The organism is Streptomyces resistomycificus, from assembly GCF_001514265.1.
Taxonomy (GTDB): domain Bacteria; phylum Actinomycetota; class Actinomycetes; order Streptomycetales; family Streptomycetaceae; genus Streptomyces; species Streptomyces resistomycificus.
In genome coordinates, this window is the sequence record NZ_KQ948992.1 from 439529 (window position 1) to 461012 (window position 21484).

Here is a 21484-nt window from a genome sequence, read left to right on the forward strand (position 1 = left end):
TGAATGCGGGTACGGGCGTCTCGGACGCCCATTGCCTGCCTGGTACCGGGGGTCGTCCGCCGGGGTCCTCATGCCCAACCCCGGAGCATGCGCCTGGTGGCCTCCTCGGTGAGTTTCGGCACCCAGCTCCGGTACGGGGCGAGCCCCGCGGTCGAGCTCATGCCGGCCGCGGCGGCGACCACGTCCTCCGGGACGCGTTGCCGCAGCAGCTCGACGATCCACGAGCTGCGGAGCCGGGCCAGTTTCAGCTCGGGCAGGCCGGTCGATCCGTCCTGGGTGCGCTTCACCCAGTTCGTGATCCCATTTTTGGGCTCCGGCGTCTGACGCTGCGGCAGGAAGAGGTAACCGTCGCCCGCGGACCGGGCACGGTCGGCGAGGACCTGCTCCCACATGGCGCGGCAGACGACGAGGCGGTCACTGCCGGGGACGGCGACCACGACGGTTTCGGAAGGCAGCACGGTGACGTGGGTCCCGCGGTCGGCGAGGACCTCCCGGCGCGAGAGACCGCAGCCCGCGCCCAGTGCGAGAAGAGCGAGGGCGCTGCCGCCGTGCGTGCTGAGCGGTGGCAGGCCCCGCGCCCACATCAAGAAGCGAGCAAGCTCGGGGGGCGTGTAAGGAGCGGGGCGTTGCCGCGAGGCACGCAGCTTCGGTGCGGGTTGCTGGCCGGTCTCAAGCCACAGGAGCGCTTCCCGGACCCGCAGGAGGATGCTGCGGTACGTCTGAAGGGTGCTGCCCCTGAGCCCGGGACGCGTGACCAGGTACCGGGTGATCGTTTCGGGGGCGAGCCAGGTCAGCGGATCGCGGGCGAGACCGGCGCGCTCGGCGAACGTCGCGAGGCCGGACAGCACCAGCATCACCTTCGGCACCGTATACGGGACCGAATCGCATGTCGCAGCGGCCACCATGCGGACGCCGTCGGCGACCAGGGGCCATTCCGCCGGCTCTTCCAGCGGCCGGTAGCCGAGGATCGCGCCGCTCACATCCCTCTCCAAAGGAACACACCACGAGACGTGGCTATACAAGTAGCCACCTTTGTCGTGAGTGTGCACTTCGACAGTCAGGAGCGCATCCTCATGACCGGAGGACGGGGCCGCAGCGTGGCGCCGCGGGAACTGGCCACGGACCCGGAGAACTGGCCCGACGCGGTGATCCCCAATCACCCCCAGGCCAGGGTGGTCCAAGCCATCGCGAGGTCGCTGGCCAGGCACGTCAACCAAGAGGGTCTCGGTCTCCGCCGCGTCGCTGCACTCAGCGGAGTGAATCGACAGGCCATCGCGAACTTGTTGGTCGGCGACAGTTGGCCCGACGTGGCCACGCTGAGCCGGTTGGAGGACGGACTCGGAATCGGTCTGTACCCGGGTTCGTCGGGACCGGGGTCTCGACATTGCTGAACCTCCCGCTCGCCGGCGCTTCTGTACGCAGGCAGGGTGAAATCGGCCCAGCACGCCCTCCGCGTGGCCCAGTGGTGGGTTACGCTCCGAGGGCATGCTGAAGCCCGTTGCAGGTCTCACGTGCACCGGTGCCGCTGAGCTTCCACCTCGGCGGCACCACTTATTTGTCCGACTGCCACGTCAGTCGCCTGCGCGACGTCGTCCTTCAAGTGACCCTTAGGCGGCCTCCTTCATCTCGTCAGAAGGTCCGGTGAAGAGACCCGGGCCGACCTTGCGGAGGTGGCCTCCGTCGGCGAGCCGCTTCAGTGCTGCGCGGATACCCTCGACCTGAGTCCGCTTGGGGTTGGTGCGCCCCAAGGCGATTGCCACCTCCTTGGGGCGAAGCGGACGATCCGCGCTTGATACGAGCGTCACGATGCGCAGGCTTACCGGGCCGAGTTCACGACTGTCGAGCGGGCGTTGGCGCCTTTGAGGGGGAACCCGATCGGATTTCGGCGTGGCAGGCTCCCGAGAGGGGGAGCTTGCGCAGCCCTCGCCGTCTTCCGCTGGCCCCTCATCCGCCTCTGTAACGTGCAACTGCTCTGTGACTGGATGCTTCTCCGACCGGGACGTGTCAGTCGGGTCTGCGAGCAGCGCCTGAACCGTCCGCCGAGTGATAGCTAGGTGCGCCAGGCGTTCCTCCAGGCACGCCACCTCACTCCGCAGATGATCGAGTGCCTCTCGGACCGCACCTTCTTCTGCGTCCAGACGCTGGAAGAGTGACTCGCCCCCCACTGCTACTCCCGTCCCCGACTGGCTTGCGTACCCCCTATTGCCGGGGCTGCGCTGCATAAGTGCGACGGACAAGACTGTAAGGGGCAGGCGTACTGCTAGGCCCAAAAGCGGCCCTATTTCACCCGACCGGGAAGGCCACTCCTACATGTTGCCTGCATGTAGGGGTCTCGCGAGCTGTGCCACCAATCCTCACCCGCGTGCTGTGGCTAGTACAAGGTGATCGGGCCGTCCGGTAGCCAGCCCTCGAGATAGCCAGCCACCAACGTTGCAGTGGTGTCACCATGCGGTTCCTGTAGGACATCATCCAGTCTCATGCGCGGCACCCACTGCATAGACGCGGCTGCCTGAAAACCACTGTCCAGGGCAGTGTGCTGGACCCGGTTGGTGCGAGCGATCAAAACCCGTTCCCCCGTCCGTACCCTGGGTGAGCCGTCCGTAGACGGCGGCGTGAATCGATGCCCTACGACTGAACCCCATCGCAACAGGTGGCCCGCAAAGCAGTCTCTGGCTAGCCGGGTAGCCGCTTCCATCTGGCTCTCCTGTGGGTGCACCGCGCACCGAGGCAGCGTCCATGGCGAGGCTGCTCTTGGTGACCGGAGTGCTCTTGGTGACCGGAGGAGCGCTACACGTTCCGCGTTGTCGATCACGACCAGCGTCAACAGGAGGCGAGGCGTGGGATTGGGCAAGCTCATGGGTGAAGCATCAAGTGTGGCTAGACAAGTAGCCACCCCGCTTGGTCCATATGGCGGGATATGGGATGCGATGGTCTGAGCTTTGCTCGGGTCCGTGCCGTGAACTCTTCGCCAAGGGGCTTCTCGCTCGGTCCTTACACGCATGAGAGCTATGTGGCCCACTCGACAGCGGGCTGCCCTGGCGTCCCGCAGTCGTACGCTGATCTGGCGTCGAATCGGCCGATGTCCCTGGGTGTAAGTGCGACGCCATCGTCAAATCCCGCACTGCCTTAAGGTGTGGGTGCGCAGCGCACACAGACGTATCCGTCCGCGGGACCGACGGTAGTCGGAATGGAGTAGAAGGTATACATGGCCGACGAGCAGCTGGACCTCGGCATCCCCGTGCCGGAGAAGCCGATGAAAAACGGGCGGCCCGAGCAGCAGTCCGGCCAGACCGGCGTACCTCGAAAGCTCGGCGACGACGAGACGATCGACTACATCAGCAACAAGGACGTCGTCAAGCTGACCGACGCCGAGATCGTCCGCCAGCGCATCGCCAAGGTGCTGGTGCACCAGTACGGCATTAACCCGGAGGACATGGTCCGCGACTACCCGCTCCAGGTCCTCAACACAGAGACCGGCCGGATGAGCCGCAAGCGGGCGAGCATCGCGATCTTCGAGCACGACAAGCCGAAGACGCCGGAGAACCTGAAGCGCATCGTCGTCACCAAGGCCCGCCCCAAGAACGGCCGTACGGTTACCAAGATCCGCACCTACGCCCAGGCGGACGCCCAGTTGCAGGAGCTCCGCGATCTGATGACCGCCGCCGGGCCATCCTGCACCTTGGGCATGTGGACCGACGACAAGGACCTGTACTTCGTCGAGCGCGAGAGCACCCGTTTCGAGCCGCGCTTCCATCCGCTGCCGAACTGGCCGCGGGGCGACGACGAGGAGTTCGACGCCACCCGCGACGCCTCGTCCCTGGCGGAGCTCCGGCACGCGGACGAGTACATGCTCCGCTTCGCTTTCCGGCGCTGCCACAATTTCATCCACGGCAACGAGGGCCTGCCCAAGGACGCCGCCTTCTGGCAGTTCCTCTACGTCCTCTTCGCCAAGATCCATGACGAACGGCTGGTGCGTGAGAAGGGGCGGGCACCGCGCTTCCGCGTCGGCATCGAGGACCTGGACAAGGAGGGCCGCACGGGGAGCCCGGCCGTCGCCGCCCGGATAAGGGAGCTCTTCGAGGAGGTCAAGACCGACTACGCGGACCAGGGGCTGTTCGACGACCGTGACCGGCTGACCCTGTCCGAGCCGGCACTCACCTTCATCACCAGCGAGCTGGCCCCCTTCAGCCTCTACGCCACACCCATCGACGCCAAGGGCGTGGCATACCAGGAACTCGTGGGTGACAACCTGCGTGGTGACCGTGGCCAGTACTTCACCCCCACAGGGGCGGTGAGGCTGATGGTGGACATCCTCGCCCCCAGGGAGCACGAGACCGTTTTCGACCCCTGCTGCGGAACGGGCGGCTTCCTCCGGGAGACCCTCAACTACCTCCAGGAGCAGTGGAAGCCGAAGAACGGCACCTTCACCAGCCAGGAGTACGCCGAGATCCTGCCACCCCTGCGCAAGAAGCTCGCCGCGTACGCGCGCGGGCACATCTTCGGCGCCGACTTCGACCCCTTCCTGCGCCGCGCCGCTGCCATGGGCGTCATGATGCTCACCGACATCGCAGGCAACATCTACCAGATGGACTCGATCGCCTTCCCCGACGGCCACCTGCCGGGCAACGACGAGGCGAAGAGGGTGCCGCAGATCCAGCTCGGTGCCGTGGACGTCCTGATGACGAACCCCCCGTTCGGCTCCGACATCCCATTTTCCGAGGCTGCGGTGCTGGGCAGGTATCGAGATCGGGTGCGCCAGCGCGGCGGCGACTGGGGTGTCGCCTGGAACTACACCCGCGAGAACGGCGAGCTGAAGAAGTCGGGTGAGGCCACGGCCGTCTCCCCCGAGCAGCTCTTCGTGCAGCGCGCCATTGAGTGGGTCAGGCCGGGAGGACGCATTGGCATCGTCCTGCCCAACGGCATCCTGTCCAACCCCGGGCCCTCGGACGAGGCGGTACGCCGGTTCATCCTGCAGGAGTGCTGGGTCATGGCCAGCGTCGAACTACCGGTGGAGACGTTCATCTACGAGGCCGGGGTCAACATTCTCACCACCCTGCTTTTCCTCGTCCGCAAGACGGACGAGGAAAAGCAGGCCGAGCGCTTCCACGGCTCGGAGGACTACCCCGTGTTCATGGCGGTCGCCGAGAAGGTGGGCATCGACCGCCGGGGGAAGTCCGTCGTCGTCCGTTCCCCGGAGGGCCATGTCGTCACCGAGGAGTACGAGGACGAGGAAGTCCTCCGGATCGCCGGCGTAGAGGTGCGGCGCACGTTCAAGCGGGAGCGCCCCATCCCCGACAACGACCTTCCTAAGATTGCGGAGAGGTACCACGAGTTCGTAGCGCGGTATGCCCGCGAGCTTCCCTGGAAGGCTCGTACGTGATCACCCGGATCGAGGCCTACAACTACCGCTGCTTCGAGGACCTGGCCGTCGACCTGTCCCGCTTCCACGTACTCGCCGGCGCGAACGGGTCGGGCAAGAGCACCCTGCTGGACATCCCCGTCCTGCTCGGCGAGCTGCTGACCTCCCGCCGGATCGAGGATGCCTTCCTGGACCTCTCCCCGGCTACCGGGCGGCCTCCTCGGGCTCTGTCCCTCATGGAACTCGCCCACCGGGGTCGGGACGGAGGTTTCGGCTTCGCCATGGAAGCTCGGCTTCCCGGTCCGGTCGCCGACGTGATCGCCGAGTCCAGCCGCGATCCGCGGTTCCCCGCGCCCACGCATCTGAGGTACGAGCTCCACCTCGAACCTGTGGACGGCGGGCGGGGGCTGGAGATCGCCGGCGAGTATCTGGTGCTCTTCCATGAGGAGACCCCGGTCCGGCCGATCCCCGAGGTGAAAGCCCTCGGCGATCCGGATGAGGCCACGGTCACCGGGCGGGGCCGCAACCAGCGCATCAACCCTCAGTGGCACGAGCCCTGGCGCCCGGTGATCGCTCGTACCCGCGGTCCCGTCGTCCGCTTCACCCCTGAGGCGGGACGGCAGGGCCAACAGCTCAATTTCCGGAGCCAGCAAAGCAACCTGGCTCTGGCCACCGTCCCCTTCGACGACACGCAGTTCCCCGCCGCGCTGTGGTTCCAGGACCTCCTCCGCAACGGCGCCATCCTCTACGCACCCGAGTGGTCCGCGCTCCGTCAGGCTGCCCCGCCCGCTGGCCGCGAACCGAGACTCGACACTCAGGGCCTCAACGCCCCCTGGCTCGCTAGCCAGCTCCAGCGCGACGACCCCGCGCGGTACGGCGCCTGGGTCGACCTGGTCCAACTCGCTCTGCCGCAGGTCGAAGCAGTCGAGGTCGTCGAACGCGAGGAGGACCGCCACGCCTACTTCCGCGTGACCTACGGCGGTGGCTACCAGGTCACCTCCTCGGGCCTGTCCGACGGCACCCTGCGGGTACTCGCCTTCACACTTCTGCCGTACCTGACCCGCACCCCCGCTCTGCTGGTCACCGAGGAGCCGGAGAACGGCATCTACCCCCAGGCCATCGAGATCGTCATGCAGGCGCTGCGGACCGTACGTGGCAGCCAGGTCCTCGTCGCCTCCCAGTCGCCGCTGGTCCTGGCCCAGGCCGACCTCGCCGACGTCCTCGCCACCCGCATGGACCCCGAGACGGGCGCGGTCACCGTCGTACGCGGCGACCACCACCCGCGTATGGCCGACTGGCGCGCGGGTCTGGACGACCTCGATCTCGGCACGCTCTTCGCCACAGGAGTCTTCGAGTGAGCCGCGCGACTGCGAAGGGGCGGCGTTCCGGTTCCGGTTCCGCGACGCCCTTGGCCTCCTCCGTACCCCAGCAGTCGGCTCCGGTGGAGGAGGGGGCGAAGCGGGAGCTGGTCTTCCTGGTCGCCGACAAGGGCATGGAGGCCATGATCGGTACCTTCCTGGGGCGGCAGGACTTCCACTACAAACTGGGCTGCGCCCGCTTCGACTTCAACCACAAGACCGACATCGTCAGGGCGGGCGGACACGATCCCGGGCTGGTGAAGAGGGAAGCGGGCAAGATCCTCAACCGGCGCAGACGTGAGTACCGCCGTGCGGTCGTGGTTGTCGACAACGCCTACGAGGGCTCCCCTGGCCCGGACGAGATCCATGACCGGATCGCCGCGCAACTGGACGGCGTCTGGGAGCAGTTCGAGGTCATCGTCATCAACCCCGAGTTGGAGAACTGGTTCTGGGTCGACGACCCGGGCCTGGTCAAGCGGGTTCTCCTGTGGACACCGAAGGGCGGCGACCGCACGCCGAGACAGGTGCTGGAGGAGGCCGGTCTGTGGCAGCCCGCGGCCGCCAAGCCCGGTGACCCGAAGCGGGCGGTGGAGTACCTCTACGCGGAGGGCTACACCGGCGACCAGAACAACGGCATCTTCAAGCGGCTGGCCCTCGCTCTGCCCTCCGTGCGAAGGTGCACGGACGAGTCGTTCCAGCGGCTGATGGCCACGTTGGCCGAATGGTTCCCCGCCCAGGAGGCGACGGCGGCGGGGGAGTACGGGACTGATCACACCAAGCAGACGGAGTCCAAGCAGTGAAGACCGCGTCCACAGAAAACCCGGTCCGACTCAGCTGGCTCCGGGAGCAGGGGCTTCGTCTGGACGCGGCGCCCTATCTGTCGGGAGCGTTCGCGGCGAAGCAGTTGCTGAAGCGGCTTTCGGTTCGCAAGGACCCGCTGTCGGACCTCACAGCCGGGCACAATGGAGGCATTTTCAACGGCCCCAAGTTCAGCCGCGTTTACGTCAATGACCCTGAGCAGGGCGTTCCTTTTCTTGGCAGCACCGACATGATGGAAGCCGATCTCACGCATCTGCCGCTGCTCGGCCATGAGGTCGCCAACAAATTCCAGTACTTGGAGATCCAGCCCGGGATGACGCTGATCTCTTGCTCGGGGACCATCGGGCGAATGGCGTATGTGCGGCCTGACATGCGGGGCATCTGGTCCTCGCAGCATGTGATGAAGGTCCAAGCCAATCCAGCACGGGTGAAGTCGGGGTACCTCAACACCTTCCTGCGGAGCCGTTTCGGCGTCCCTATTATCACGAGCCATGCCTACGGCGCGATCATCCAGCATATCGAGCCGCACCACATCGCGGATCTTCCGGTGCCACGTTTTGGAGAGGAGGTTGAGAACCGCATCCACGACCTCGTGGAGGAGGCGGCGTCGCTCCGGGCGGAGTTCCAGAGCGGCCTGGAGGAGGCGACCAGGGATCTGTTCACCACGGCGCGCCTGGAGAAGCTGCTCGACCTGCGGTGGCATGACCAGCCTCGGGATGTGGGCTTCACCCAGCGAGGGCTTACACCGACGACCTTGCGGGCGCTTAACTACCAGCCGAGGGCCCGCCGGATCATCGACGAGCTGCGCGAGGTGGATCACTTGCTGCTTGGGGATATCTGCAAGGACGGGCAATTGAGTCGGGGGGTGCGCTTTACGCGGGTGGACGGCGCCATTGACCCCCAAGTCAGTTATCAACTGGTGGGTCAGCGGCAGGCGTTCTGGCTTCGTCCCGAGGGGCGTTGGGTCAGTAAAGGAAAGACTCCCAGGGCTGTGCTGGCTCAGGATGAGACGATTCTCGTCGCCGCCAGAGGAACTCTTGGCGAGAACGAGGTGTACGGTCGCCCCATCTTCGTGACTGGCGCATGGCGCCAAAAGGCTTTTTCGGAGGATTTCCTTCGTATTCGCTCGGGGGTATCAGAAGTCTCCGGCGCCTATCTATTTGCATTCTTCCGTTCAGAGGCGTTGTTCCGCATCATGCGTTCCTTGTCCACGGGTGGGAAGCAGCAGGACATCAATACAGAGTTGTGTGCGGCGATTCCTGTGCCTCTGCTCACTGCCGCTGACCGGCACCGAATCACCGAAACGATCCGGACCGCCTACCGCAAGCGGGACGAGGCCGACGTGAAGGAAGACCAGGCGCTGGACCTGCTGGATAAGGCGGTCGCGGAGCATACGGGCGTGGCCCCTGCGGAACTGCCCACCCCGGCCTGAGAAGGGGCCTGGCAGTCGTCGCGGAGACGGTTACCGAGGTGTGTGGCAGCGGGGCAGTGGCAGGGCGGCCACGTCAGCGAGTCGGGCAGCTGGGCAGGGGGCCGCCGTCGTAGTGAGCTCCTCCGCCCTGCCGATCTGCCGCCCGTCACCGGTAAGGCGGTACGTGCTGATCGTCATGCGGGACTTGCCCGGCTCGGACGAGGTTCCGGCGTTCATCGCAGGCCCTCCGTCTGCTGGTGGCAGGGGCAGCCGCAGCGGGTCATCAGCTGCAGGCTCATGCTGTGCGGCCGCAGCGCATCCTTCGTCTGTCGGCACCGGCGTCCAGGTCCTCGTACGCGGACTGCTGCCCGAGGGCGCATTCCGCCGAGCGGGTGGTGTCCGTGGCGGACGTGGTTCGTTCGGTGCCGAACGGGGCGGCCCTGAGTTCTTGCCGCATCACGCCGCCCTCTCCACGCCGACCACGTGCTGTTCGGGGTCGATGCCGAAGTCAGCTGCGAGCAGGAGGGCTGTCCGGCGCCGACGCTGCCCTACCCGGTCCCGCTCGCACGCGATCACGTAGGGGCGGCGCCGCATCTGAGGACCGCCATGGCGGTGATGCGAGGCTACGTCGACGCGGATGGCGGGGTGAGCGTGGGGCCCACGGACGCGATGAACGTGGCCCTGGCTGCGGCCTTCCGGACGGCCGACATCTTCACGCCGGACGGCCACTTCCGCATGATGCGGCCGCTCGCCGGTCATCCCGCCTTCCGGCTGCTTCCCGACGATCTCTGACGGTGGGCGACTATCGAAAGCTGTGGCTTGAGCACGGCGGCTAGCTGCCCAGTTGTCAACAGCCGGTCACGCTGGGGACCCGACCACACTAGAGTGATGCGAGCACACGGCGGTGCCGTGCGGTTCACATCCGTCAACTGCCCCCGTGCGCAAGGCGCGGGGGACGTGCGAGGGTGACGGGACCGTACAGGGGGGAACAGCCGCCGATGGCGCGCATCATCCGGGTTGGAGAACCGGTCAACGACGCCGAGAAGGTCGTTCTGCGGCATCTGCGGGACAACGCGCCCGCCGAATGGACCGTGATCCACAACTTCGAGATCACCCGGCACCGGCAGACCTTCGAGGTCGACCTCGCGATCCTCACCGACCGTGCCTGCTACATCGCTGACACCAAGGGGACCCACGGCCGGATCGAGGTGCACGGCCCGAGGTGGTTCCCGGCCGGGCGGCAGCCGTTTCCGAGTCCGGTGCGCAAGGTCCGGGAGCATGCCAAGACGGTCGCGAGTCTGCTGCGGCAGTCGAGCGTCTCGCACCAACTGGGGTCGGTGTGGTGCGAGGAGTTGGTGATCCTCCCGTACGAGGACTCGCAGCTGATCGACCCGGACGGCAAGGACGAGAAGAACACCGTCCTGCTGAAGGATCTCGTGCCGTTCCTGCGGCGGCACCGGCCGTCCAACAGTGCGCCGGTGATGGACATCACCGGGCTGCACGAAGAGATCGCCCGCGCCCTGGGCGCGGTGTCCCGGCCGTCGTCGGGGCCGCGCCGGTTCGGTGTCTACGAGTCTTTCGAGACCCTGGCCGAAGCCGATTCCGAGGCGACGGACGACGCGGACCGGGTGTCGGTGTACCGGGCGGTGCGGCCGGACCAGCCGAACTCGGGTACCTACCTCGTGCAGGTGCACACCGTCGATCCGCTGGTGCCCGAGGAGGAGCACACCCGGGCGCGCGAGAAGATCGGCAACCCGCTCCAGGCGCTCAACAAACTGCCGCCGAGCCGCAACATCGTGCCGTGCGTCGACGTAGTCCCCCTGGACGACGAGACCGGCTACGCGGTGGTGCTGAAGGATGTACAGGCCGAGGCGCTGCGGGTGCGCATGTCCGCAGGCGGGGGCCAGCCCGTGCTGGGAGCGGACGCCAAGCGCCGGGTGGTGTCCGGGGTGCTGTCGGGGCTGGCGGTGGCGCACGGATACCGGGTGGTGCACCGGCACATCACTCCGGACACGGTGCTGGTGGCCCGCAACGGCACGGCGATGATCACCGGCTTCGACTACGCGCACACTGGTCAGCCCCGCGCAGGCACTGTGGCGATGGACGCGTACGAGCGCCATGACGCCGCCTATCTGGCCCCGGAATGCGCGGCCGGGCCTCATTCATTCTCCAAGGCGTCCGACATGTACGCGGCCGGGGTTCTCTTCCATGAGCTCTTCACCGGCGAACTGCCCATCGTTACCGGCGGGGGCCGGCTGCTCGACAGCCTCGACGACGCCTCGGGACTCGATCCCGGCATCAAGGACCTGATCAGGCGACTGCTGGCCGCAGATCCGGCACAGCGGCCGGACGCGGCGGCGGCCGTCGCCGAACTGGAGGCGCTGCTGCGGGCGGGCTCGGGTGCCGGAGCGGGAGGCGGACGCGGCGCGGGAGGCCATGCGCCGCCCGGGGAGCCCGAGGAACCCTTCGACTGGTCGAACCCGCACCGCTACTACGGTCTGCCAGCGGGCTTCCGGCTCACGGAAAAGTTCCACGTCCGCAAGGAACTGGGCCGGGGCAGCTTCGGCGTGGTCTACCAGGTGTTCAACACCCTGGACGACACCGACGAGGTGTTGAAGATCATCACCAAGGACCGCGAGTCCGTCGAGGTCCGACTCAAGGACGAATACCGCATCCTGCGGCAGCTTCCGCCGCACCCGAACCTGGTGCGGCTCATCGACGCCGACTGGCTGCCCAAGGGCGGATTCCCCTATCTGCGCATGGAGTTCGCAGAAGGGCACGACCTTCAGGCGGTGTCCCGTCGGGAGCGCAAGCTTGGTGCGGCCGACGTGAAGCGGCTGCTGGAGGACTGTCTGCGCGGGCTCGATCACCTGCACGGCAACGGCGTCTACCACTGCGACATCAAGCCCAGCAACCTGCTGTGGACCCCCGAGGGCACCAAGCTGCTGGACTTCAACGCCGCCGTCTCGGTCGACTCCACCCTGACCCCCACCCTGGGCTCCCCGAAGTACTACCCGCCGGACTCTGCCCGAGGCCAGCGCCCCACCCGCGCGGAACTCGCCGACCTCGACCTGTACGCCCTGGGCATCTCCGCCTACATGGCGCTCACGGGGGAGTACCCCTGGCCACGCAAGCAGGAGCCGCCGCGCGGCGAGCCGGGACTCGACCCTCGAAAGATCGCGGGGCTGGGCGATCTGAGCCGGGCCTTCGCCGACCTGCTGATGCGCTCGATCGCGCCCCGCCGGGCGGACCGTTTTCCCGACGCCGAGGCGTTCCTGGCCGCTGTACGGGCCGTCGGCGAGGTGCGGGTGCGACCCGCCGCCGCGCGGCACGGGACGGCGTACACCCTGCCCTCCCCGCCGCCCGCCGCGACGGTTGCGGAGAACTCCAACCCCTTCGTCAGCCACCTCCAGACCCTGTACAGCCAGAGCAGCCGGACCAACGCCGGCACTCGAGGGCTGGACCCCGCGGAGTTCCCGCTCTACGTGGCCACCGCGCTGGACACCCGGCTGCGGGCGGACGTACTGGCCGGGAACCACCGACTGGTGGTGATCACCGGCAACGCGGGCGACGGCAAGACCGCCTTCCTGGAGCAGCTCGCCGCCGAGGCGGTCAAGCGGGGCGCGGTTCCCGGTGAGAAGCGGGCCAACGGCGACGACTTCGTCTTCCAGGGCCGTACGTTCCACACGAACCATGACGGCAGCCAGGACGAGGGGGAGCAGGACAACAACGCCGTGCTGGACGCGTTCCTCGCTCCGTACCGGGGCGCGGACCCGGGCGCGTGGTCCGATGACGAGACACGGCTGATCGCCATCAATGAAGGCAGGCTCGTCGACTTCATCACTGAGCGCGGCGAGGAGTATCCGATGCTCGCCGACGCCATCCGCGCGGGACTGGGGTCCGGACAGCCCGCCCACGGGATCGCGGTGGTGAACCTCAACGTCCGCGACGTGGTCGCCGATCCCGAAGGCACCGGTGAGTCGATCCTGCACCGCATGATCGGCATGATGACCGATGCCAGGCACTGGACCGCCTGCTCCTCTTGCGACCTGGCGCCGCGCTGCTACGCCCGCCACAACGCGCAGACCTTCGCCCATCCGGCCGCGGGGCCCCAGGTGACCGAGCGGCTGGCCGCGTTGTACCGCATGACCCATCTGCGCGGGCGGCTGCACATCACGCTGCGCGACCTGCGCTCCGCCCTCGCCTACACGCTCACCTCAGGGCGGGACTGCGCCCAGATCCACGAGCTCTACAACAGTCCCGACAGCATCCAGGACCGCGTGGACAGCTTCTACTTCACCAGCTGGGCCGGTATCCACACCGGCGGCTCGTCAGAACCCGACCGGCTGCTCGCCCAGTTGCGCGAACTGGACATCGCCACCGTCCCGGACCCGCAACTGGACCGCAAACTGGACTATGTGGGACCCGCGGGAGGGCACAGTCTGGTCAGTGTCGACCAGCGCGGCGACCATGACGCCACGCTGCTCGCGGACCGCTTCGCCACGCTGCCCCGCACCCCCGCGGCGAGCGCAGGTGCGTCCGACCGGCACCGGGCCTATCTCGCCGCGGCCCGACGCCGCTTCTTCTTCGAAAGCCTCGACGACGAGCGCTGGAAGACCATGCTCAGCTATCACTCCGGAGGCCGGTTCCTGGATCTGCTCGCGTGCAGCGAGCCAGGCCCTGCGGAGCTGGACCGGATCATCGAGGCCGTCAACAGGGGCGAGGGCCTGCCGGGCGCCGCGCTCGACGGGGGACGAGCGCTCGCCCTGCAGGTGCGGTCGGTTCCCGGCGGAACCGTACGCAGCTACCGGCTGTTCCCCGCCGACCGGTTTACCCTCCGGATCGGAACCTCCCCCGACTCGCCCTACGTTGAGACCAGCCCGCGCGAGTTGGTGGTCCGCTACCAGGGAGCCGAAGGAGCCGGGCAGCACCGCGCCGAACTCGTGGTGCGGCTGGATCTGTACGAGTTGCTGAACCGCCTCCACGACGGCCACCAGCCGGGCGTGGAGGATCGGCAGGGACAGAACCTGGCGCTGTCGGTGTTCAAGAACGCGCTGTCCGCCACGCCGTACCAGGAGGTGCTGCTCACCGCGCCCGGCAGCATGCCGCACAAGATCACCAGGCTGGCGGACGGAGCGCTCAGGCTGGCGCCGGTCGAGTCCGCGCCCGGCACGGGAACGGGGAGCAACTGATGGCCTTGCGGAAACGGGACAGCGAGTTCCGGCATCTCGGGGTGTCGTACCTGGATTTCAAGCGTGTCGAGATGGACCGGGTACTCACCGGTTTCCTCATGCGCGTCAACCACAACGGGCATCCGAGCAGGCTCACCCAGCGGCACAAGCACGAGAGCGACAGCTTCGTACAGGAATTCCTCGACGAGCAGCACGCCGACCGGTTCCAGGGCTTCAGCGACCACCCCGACATGGCCCGCCGCTGGATCGAGACCCAGCTCCTGGACATGGTCAACCGGGGCAAGCCCAGCCAGGCCGTCGCGGGACTGCGGCCCCTGCACGGTCTGACCTACAAGTTCCGCAACTACTACCACTCCCGGGCCTACGGCGCCGACGCCCAGCTGTACGAGATGCTGCGGCACGCCCGTGACGGACGGGGCACGCTCGCCCTGGAGGCGATCCGCGGGTTCTTCTTCAACGGCCTCGACCCGGCACTCGGCACTCCTCTGCCCGGCAGCAGCCTCGACGTCGAGACCCAGGCCGTCCTCCACCTCAACAGCCAGGTGAAGCACGACACCCCGCAGACCGTCAAAGGCTGGTACTCCGCCCCGCCCCTGTGCGTCGGGCAGTCCGATCTGCTGGCCGACGACGTCCTGCGGCTGCTGTCCCTGCGCGACCTGCTGCCGCGCATCGTCATGGTCGAATACCTGAAGATCCTCTTCGCCTTTCACCTGGCCCTGGGACAGCTGAAGACGATGAAGCTGCTGACGTCCATGGTCGAGCGGCTCGGTGCCGAGCCCTCCTGCGGGCCGGAGAACTGCCCCGCCGGCCCCGGCCAGGGCCAGGACGACTTCGCCGCCTGCCCGTTCTGTGTCGGGCTGTTCGTCGACGCGGCCGGAGCGCCCGGAACACCGGCCGCGGCGCTGGCCGAACGGAGCGCCGAGGTCTGGCTGCGGCGCATCCCGGGCTTCGTCCGCGCCGGATACACGGTCCGCAAACTGGACGAATTCGCCGAGCACCTGGTGAGCCTGGGCGAGATCACCAAGCCGTCCAGGGGATTCTTCACGGTCGCCGAAGTGCTCCAGTTCGCGGACAAGCCCCACCAGAAACGGCGTGAGCAGTTCTTCGCTGCCAGGATGGACACGCTGCTGGACGACACGCCCATCGCCGAGCAGCCCGAAGGCGTACGGCCGCTGCTCGGCGCGGGCATGGGCCTCAGCTCCTTCGAGCAGTACATCGAGGTGCTCATGGCGTACCGGGGCAAATACCACAACGACTACATCATCGACTCCATCGACTCCCTCCTGCTCAAGAACCGTCCGGGAGCGGTCATTGCCCAGCCCTACCGGGGCCGCCGCCGCTTCGTCCTGGACAGCGCGCTGCTGGAAGTCCTGGTGCAGATCGCGCTGCTCCGGCCCAACGCCCGCGGCACCCGATCCCGCTTCCTGCATCACACCGCGTCCCTGCGCCTCGACGAGTTCATGGACATCCTGCGCCGCCGCTACGGCCTCCACGTGAACCAACTCCCGGTGGACGATGGATTCGCGTCCATCGGCTTCGAGGAGCAAGCCGTGCTGCGGTCGAACGCGGAGGCGTTCACGACCCGGATGCGGGAGATCGGCTTCTACAGCGACCTGTCCGACGCCTACCTCACCCAGGTGATCACTCCGCGGTTCGTGATCGGTGAAGACGGCACGGTGACGGCGGGCGGAAGGTAGCGGAGGACAGACGGCATGGCACACGGACTGAACGAGATCACCGAGGCCCAGTGGCGCGACGCCCTGGAGCACGCTTTGCTGCCGAAGCTCGCCTCCGTACTGCGCGGCCGGGAAGCCGGGCACTGCATGCGCCTCGGCGACCTCGACGTCGAACTCGCGACCCGGCTGGTGCGGGGGCTGCGTACGGCCGTACCCCAGTCCCAGGTGTTCGTCCTGGGCAACGGCACGCCGCATCTTCCCGCTGATGTGGCGGTGAGCAGCACCAAGCTGGTGGAGCTGCGCAACCCCGACGAACGGGGCGGGCTGCGGCCTCCCCTGCTGGTGTTCGTACCGCCGGGAACGCGCGCCAGTGCCGAGGACTCCTTCGGCATCGCCACCTTCGAGCAGCTGTCCCTGAGCGACGTCCACCGCAACTTGAAGGCTTCCCTCCTGCGCGAGGTGCCCGACGGGCTGCGGTCGGCCGTCACCGAGTTGCTGGACCGGCTCTCGGCGGAAGACTGGCCCGCAGCGAGCAACCAGGCCGCGGTCCATTATCTGCTGACCCTGCGGGAGAACGAATTCGACCCGCAGGTAGCCGGTGCGGCAGTCTTCCTGCTCGGGCTCATTCCCGACTTCGAACTGTTCCAGGACCTGGCGGTGATCACGCGCAAGGCGGATCGCAACCGCAAGACGGTAATGCGCCTGACGGACTCGGCCGCGACCGACCGCCAACGGGTGCTGGCCCTCGGCCTGCCGCAGAACTCTCCGGCGCACCAGGCTTTCGTACGCCGCCTGGTCGAGTTCGCGGCCGACGGTGGTCTGGACGAACCGGGCAGCTGGTGCCGTGCCATCGCGGTCGACCAGGACAACTGGCCGCTGGCCTTCCACAACTGGCCGCAGGAGAACGAGCCCGGCGACGAGAAGGTGGGCATCGAAGTAGAGGAGCTGTCCTCGCTGCCCAAGGCCGGACAGAATCAGGACGATCTGCGCAACCATCCCGCTCTGGAACGGCTCTTCGGCGCACAGTACCTCCTGCCCGGCGGGCTCACCTCGCTGCCGGTGACCTTCACGGTCGAACCTGACGCCCGCCACATCCCCGGACTCAGCCGGTTCGCCGTCCAGATCTTCGCCGAGTCCGAGACCGACGGCGACAGCGGAACCACCACCGCCAGTCCCACCGGCTTCACCGCAACGGCTTCGGTCACCAAGACCGCCAGGACACGCTTCAAGGCGAACATCAAACTCAAAAGGGGCCGCAGCAAGGCCGACTGGGAGGAAGGCTGGCACTTCGTACGGGTCACCCCGCTGGACTCCAACGGTGACGCCATGCCGGTCGTGGGGGTGGACGGCACGCAGCGGCCGGATGAGAGCGACCGCTTTTACGTCGTCCCCGATGGGGAGTTCGAGGATCCCCCGGTGCGGCGGTCCCAGCACGCCCCCGGGCTGGCCCAGGCGGTGAACAAGCTGCGCTTCACCGCCCTCGCCGAGGGACGGGATCCCGCCCGGGTCGTCTGCCGTGACATCGGCTGGGCGGCCAAGACCGCCAAGACATGGCCTTTGAAGGCCTCGTTCGGCGTGGCCGGGTCGGTCACCATCGACTTGCCCATTCCGCTTGCCGAAGCCGAGCAACGCATGCTGGCCCGGCCGTACAGCCTTGAGGGGCCCCGTCTCACGGTCGACGCCACCGGAGTCGCGGTACTGGGGGACGACGAGACCCTGGCTGTCACGGCGGAAGCCGACAGCGACTTCGACGCCTATCTCCAGGCCCGTGCCGAGCTGTTCGCCGCGGTGCGCAGGGACGCCGAGGGTACGGCACCCCTCGTGGTGGAGGCGACGGATCCGCGTACCGTCCGCAAGGAAACGGACGCGTACGCGGAGGCGTACCTGAGAGCGGTGAACCGCTGCGTCCGCGCGTTGGAGAACCCGCGAGGGAGCACCGGGGACCGGGACCGTGCCGAGCTGGCCCTGCTGTTGCGCACGGATACGCTCCAGGTAGACCTGACCGACGCGCGTGGCGGTCGACGTCGGGTGATCATCGTGGCCCCGACACATCCGCTGCGGATGCTGTGGTGGAGTGGACAAGCGGCGCTGGCCGACCACTGGCTGGAACGGCTGGTGAGCGAGAACCGGACCACCGTCCAAGAGCGCCTGTACAGCCTCAGCACCTCACTCGTACCACTTGGCTTTCCTCTGGTCGTGCCACTGACCACGGGTGAGCTCACCTTCGCAGGCGGACAGCTCACCGACTTCTGGCAGGTGTGTCTGCCGAGCGAGACCGCCGACCCCCGGGGCACCGTGTCTCTGCTCGCGGCGGCAGTCGGAGCGGCCTCCGACGCGGCGGCCTCGGGGCTGGTCACCGGCAGCGACCTCGCCGACCGGGTGGAACGCTACGTACGGCTCCACCCATACGCTGACAGTCTGGTCATCAACGCCCTGGGAGCCGGCCGGGGTGATCTGCTGACCGCGATGCTCACTGAGCTGCAGAGCCGCAAACACCTGGCTCATCTGCGCTACACCATCCGCCTGTTCGCGGACAACCCGGCCGAACCGTGGGTCGGCGAGGCGCTCACCGACCTGTTCTCGCCCGCCTCGGGCACGCGTTCTGTCGCCGCTGAGGCGTTCGCCACGCCCGGTGATCCGCTCCGGCCCAAACTCGCCATCGTAGTGCGCGACGCGGCCGATCTGCGTCATAGGGCAGACGAGTTCCCGGCACACCTCAGCATTCTGTTCGATCCCTTCGGTGGAGAGCAGTACGACATTGCTCCAGGAGTCCGCACGACCGGCCGGGTGGCCGCGCACGGCCTGGTGCAGGAACTGACCAGTGTCTACACGGAAGACGATGAGTATGTGGCATGGAGCCGCCAGCCACGCCACGGCGCGACCGACCCCCTCCTGGGCACAGAGGAGACGGGAGACCTGCTCGCCGCCCTGCCCGAGGCGTTGTCGGTCGCTGTCGTCACCGTCACCTCCGGCGAGCCGCGCCCGGGACACCTGCCACAGATCACCCTGCGCCTGACGCCGGGCGACCGGGCCCTGCTGCACGACGTGCACCAGGCCAGCGACTGGGTCATCACGGTCGACCGCACACTCGGCGTCGAGTACTTCGACCACGGCCGGGCCGACCGGCCCGAGTACGTCATCGACTACTCGGCCACCTTACAGACCGGCCTGGGACACCACATCGTGGTCTCCTCACGTTCGGTCGACGAACTCCGCGCGCTGATCGGTCCCGTCCTCGCCGACCGGAAACTCGGCATCGAAGAACGCCATGTGGTGACCTTCTTCGATCAGTTGCGGGAACTGTCCGGCAGCTTCGCCTTCAAGCTCGCCGCCCTCAGCGAGAGCAGCCACAGCGAGGTCCTCGGCCTGGCGCTGGCCCGGCTGTATTTGGGCTCCGCGGATGCCCTCAGGAACCAGATCTTGATCCCTCTCGACGCGCACATCGACCTGTACGGCGAGGACAGGCGCCGACTCGCGTCCGGTGAGGCAATGGTGCGGCTGCACCGGACCGACCTCGCACTGCTCGACCTGGACGCGGAGCGCCGGACCATCGTGTGCCGGCTCGTCGAAGTGAAGTGCTTCAGCGGGGTCGGCGGCCTGGGGGCGTACGAGGCGAAGAAGAAGCAGATCATCCAGCAGGTCGAGAGCAGCCGACGGGTCCTGGCCGAGCAGTTCGACCCCGAGGTCAGGCGGGCCGACCGCCCGTTGCGCAACCTCATGCTGCGCTCGTTGCTGGGCTACTACCTCGCTCGCGCGAACAGGTACGGCCTCTTCAACGAGAAGGCGTACGCCGAGGCGCGCTGGCTTCTGGAGCACCTGGATCACGGCTACTCACTCGAATTCGCCAGTACAGGCCTGGTCTTCGACCTGGGGCACTGCGGGACTGACTCCGAGGCGGACGGCGGTGTCACCTTCCACAGGGTCGGAAAGGACGTGGTGCGTTACCTGCTGGACATGATCGAGACGGAGTACCTCGGCGGCCGTGTCCACAGCACGCCGCAGCAGCTCCCGATCGCCGCCCTCGGCCTTGAGCGGAGCGAGGCCACCGAGAGCCTGCGTCCCCGGCAGCGGACGCGCGACGTGCCCGACGAGCCAGCTCCGCTGCGTTTGCCGGCGGACGATGAACTGGAGGCCTTGGACAGTGAATGGGAGCCGGTGCCCGGCGAATTGGAGGCGGCGGACGGTGAACTAGAGGCTGATACGGCACACGCGCCGACGGGTGCGGAGGCTTCCGTCGGCCCTGAAACCCCAGCCGAGCCTCAGGAGCCCCTTCTCACCGTTCCCATGGTCCAGTCCGCCCCGGCGTCCGAGACAGAACCGGAGCTTTCGTCCGCTGCCCCCGCCACGCGGCAGGACGAGCCTTCACCGCGTGATGCCGATGGCCCGGCGCAGGACGGAGACGTGCTGCTCAGCCCTGATGTCTTCCTCGGCGTGTCCCAGCCGACACGGCAGTACGGCCTGCTGGGGACAACCGCCGGGCGGACGATCGCGCTGGACCTCAACGAGACCCACACCATCAGCCTGTTCGGCGTCCAGGGCGGCGGCAAGAGCTACACGCTCGGCTCGATCCTGGAGATGGCGAGCCTGCCCACTCCCGGCGTCAACCAGTTGTCGCATCCGTTGGCCAGCATCGTCTTCCACTACAGCGACACCCAGGACTACGCGCCCGAGTTCACCAGCATGACGCGCCCTAACAGCGACGAGGCCCAACTGACCGCACTGCGTGCCCGTTACGGAGCCGAGCCCGCGGCAATGTCCGACGTCGTGCTGCTCGCACCGGCCGACAAGGTGGAGGACCGGCGGGAGGAGTACCCGGATCTAGATGTCCGGCCACTGGCCTTCGCATCGTCGGAGCTACAGGCGGCACACTGGCGATTCCTGATGGGGGCCATCGGGAACCAGTCGATCTACATCCGCCAGCTCGGGCGGATCATGAAGGCTCATCGCCGCAATCTCACCCTGGAGGCCATTCGTCAGGGTGTGGAGGACTCACCGCTCTCCGATGCCTTGAAGCAGCTCGCCTTCCAGCGTCTGGAACTGGCTGCCGAGTACATCGACGACAGTGTGCGACTGCAGGACTTGGTCCGGCCCGGGCGTCTCATCATCGTGGACCTGAGGGACGAGTACATCGACAAGGACGAGGCTTTGGGGCTGTTCGTGGTTCTCATGCAGCTCTTCGCGGACGCGACGTACGACGGACAGTCCTTCAATAAACTGGTCGTCTTCGACGAAGCTCACAAGTACATTCACAGCCCGGATCTCGTCGACGGACTGGTGGCAAGCGTCCGCGAGATGCGACACAAGGGAATGTCCATCCTGGTGGCAAGTCAGGATCCGCCCTCGGTGCCCATCTCGTTGATCGAATTGTCCAATCACATGGTGCTGCACAAGATGATCTCGCCGGCCTGGCTCAAGCACCTCCAAAAAGCGAATGCCGCACTCGCCAATCTGACTCCCGAGAAGATGGCGGGGCTGAGGCCGGGTGATGCGTTCGTTTGGTCCAGCAAGGCCACCGACGAGGCGTTCACCCGCGGAGCGGTGAAGGTCCAGTGTCGTCCCCGGGTTACACAGCACGGAGGGGCCACTAAGACCGCACTCACGGAAACCTGAGACTTGTCGGCGGTCATGGCGGCTCCACGCGAGCTGCTCTTTAGGAGTGCGGGTTGCTT

General features: G+C 67.4%; 11 protein-coding genes. 8 read left to right on the forward strand and 3 right to left on the reverse strand.

Annotation, left to right across the window (positions count from 1 at the left end; translation table 11 throughout):
* Positions 1-68: 68 nt before the first annotated feature.
* Positions 69-980, reverse strand: a complete 912-nt coding sequence (locus AQJ84_RS20245) for a hypothetical protein (RefSeq protein ID WP_051869674.1) — start codon at positions 978-980, stop codon at positions 69-71.
* Between the two features lie 627 nt (positions 981-1607).
* Complete coding sequence (locus AQJ84_RS43095) at positions 1608-1760, reverse strand: hypothetical protein (RefSeq protein WP_157874971.1); 153 nt, start codon at positions 1758-1760, stop codon at positions 1608-1610.
* 1445 nt (positions 1761-3205) lie between these two features.
* Between AQJ84_RS43095 and mads2 the strand changes: the two genes are divergently transcribed.
* Genes mads2 through mads5 form a run of 4 tightly spaced genes read left to right on the forward strand, consistent with a single transcriptional unit; the run spans position 3206 to position 8968 of the window.
* Positions 3206-5380 carry a methylation-associated defense system DNA methyltransferase MAD2 gene (gene mads2 / locus AQJ84_RS20255; protein WP_030039089.1) on the forward strand — a complete coding sequence of 725 codons (2175 nt, stop codon included), beginning with the start codon at positions 3206-3208 and terminating at the stop codon, positions 5378-5380.
* Entirely contained in the window at positions 5377-6717 is a 1341-nt protein-coding gene (mads3, locus tag AQJ84_RS20260; RefSeq protein WP_030039090.1) for a methylation-associated defense system AAA family ATPase MAD3, read from the forward strand. The genes mads2 and mads3 overlap by 4 nt, the downstream gene beginning before the upstream one ends.
* Positions 6714-7517 (forward strand): methylation-associated defense system protein MAD4, encoded by an 804-nt coding sequence (mads4, locus tag AQJ84_RS20265; RefSeq protein ID WP_030039091.1) that lies wholly within the window; start codon positions 6714-6716, stop codon positions 7515-7517. Before mads3 ends, mads4 begins: the two co-directional genes overlap by 4 nt.
* Positions 7514-8968: a methylation-associated defense system restriction endonuclease subunit S MAD5 gene (gene mads5 / locus AQJ84_RS20270; RefSeq protein ID WP_051869675.1), complete on the forward strand. Its 1455-nt coding sequence runs from the start codon at positions 7514-7516 to the stop codon at positions 8966-8968. The genes mads4 and mads5 overlap by 4 nt, the downstream gene beginning before the upstream one ends.
* A gap of 274 nt (positions 8969-9242) precedes the next feature.
* On the opposite strand, the gene AQJ84_RS42355 is transcribed toward mads5, so the two are convergent.
* A complete protein-coding gene (locus AQJ84_RS42355) occupies positions 9243-9407 on the reverse strand; it encodes a hypothetical protein (protein WP_225889111.1) in 165 nt (54 codons plus the stop codon).
* Positions 9408-9430: 23 nt separating this feature from the next.
* Between AQJ84_RS42355 and AQJ84_RS20275 the strand changes: the two genes are divergently transcribed.
* The 4 genes from AQJ84_RS20275 (at position 9431) to mads8 (ending at position 21425) form a co-directional block, all read left to right on the forward strand.
* Positions 9431-9739, forward strand: coding sequence for a PIN domain-containing protein (locus AQJ84_RS20275; protein ID WP_310591781.1), 309 nt, complete (start codon positions 9431-9433; stop codon positions 9737-9739).
* A 206-nt stretch (positions 9740-9945) separates the two neighbouring features.
* Entirely contained in the window at positions 9946-14139 is a 4194-nt protein-coding gene (mads6, locus tag AQJ84_RS20280) for a methylation-associated defense system protein kinase MAD6 (protein ID WP_051869676.1), read from the forward strand.
* Positions 14139-15836 carry a methylation-associated defense system protein MAD7 gene (mads7, locus tag AQJ84_RS20285; RefSeq protein ID WP_053191961.1) on the forward strand — a complete coding sequence of 566 codons (1698 nt, stop codon included), beginning with the start codon at positions 14139-14141 and terminating at the stop codon, positions 15834-15836. Before mads6 ends, mads7 begins: the two co-directional genes overlap by 1 nt.
* A 15-nt stretch (positions 15837-15851) precedes the next feature.
* Entirely contained in the window at positions 15852-21425 is a 5574-nt protein-coding gene (mads8, locus tag AQJ84_RS44230; RefSeq protein WP_030039095.1) for a methylation-associated defense system ATP-binding protein MAD8, read from the forward strand.
* The last annotated feature ends 59 nt before the right edge of the window (positions 21426-21484 follow it).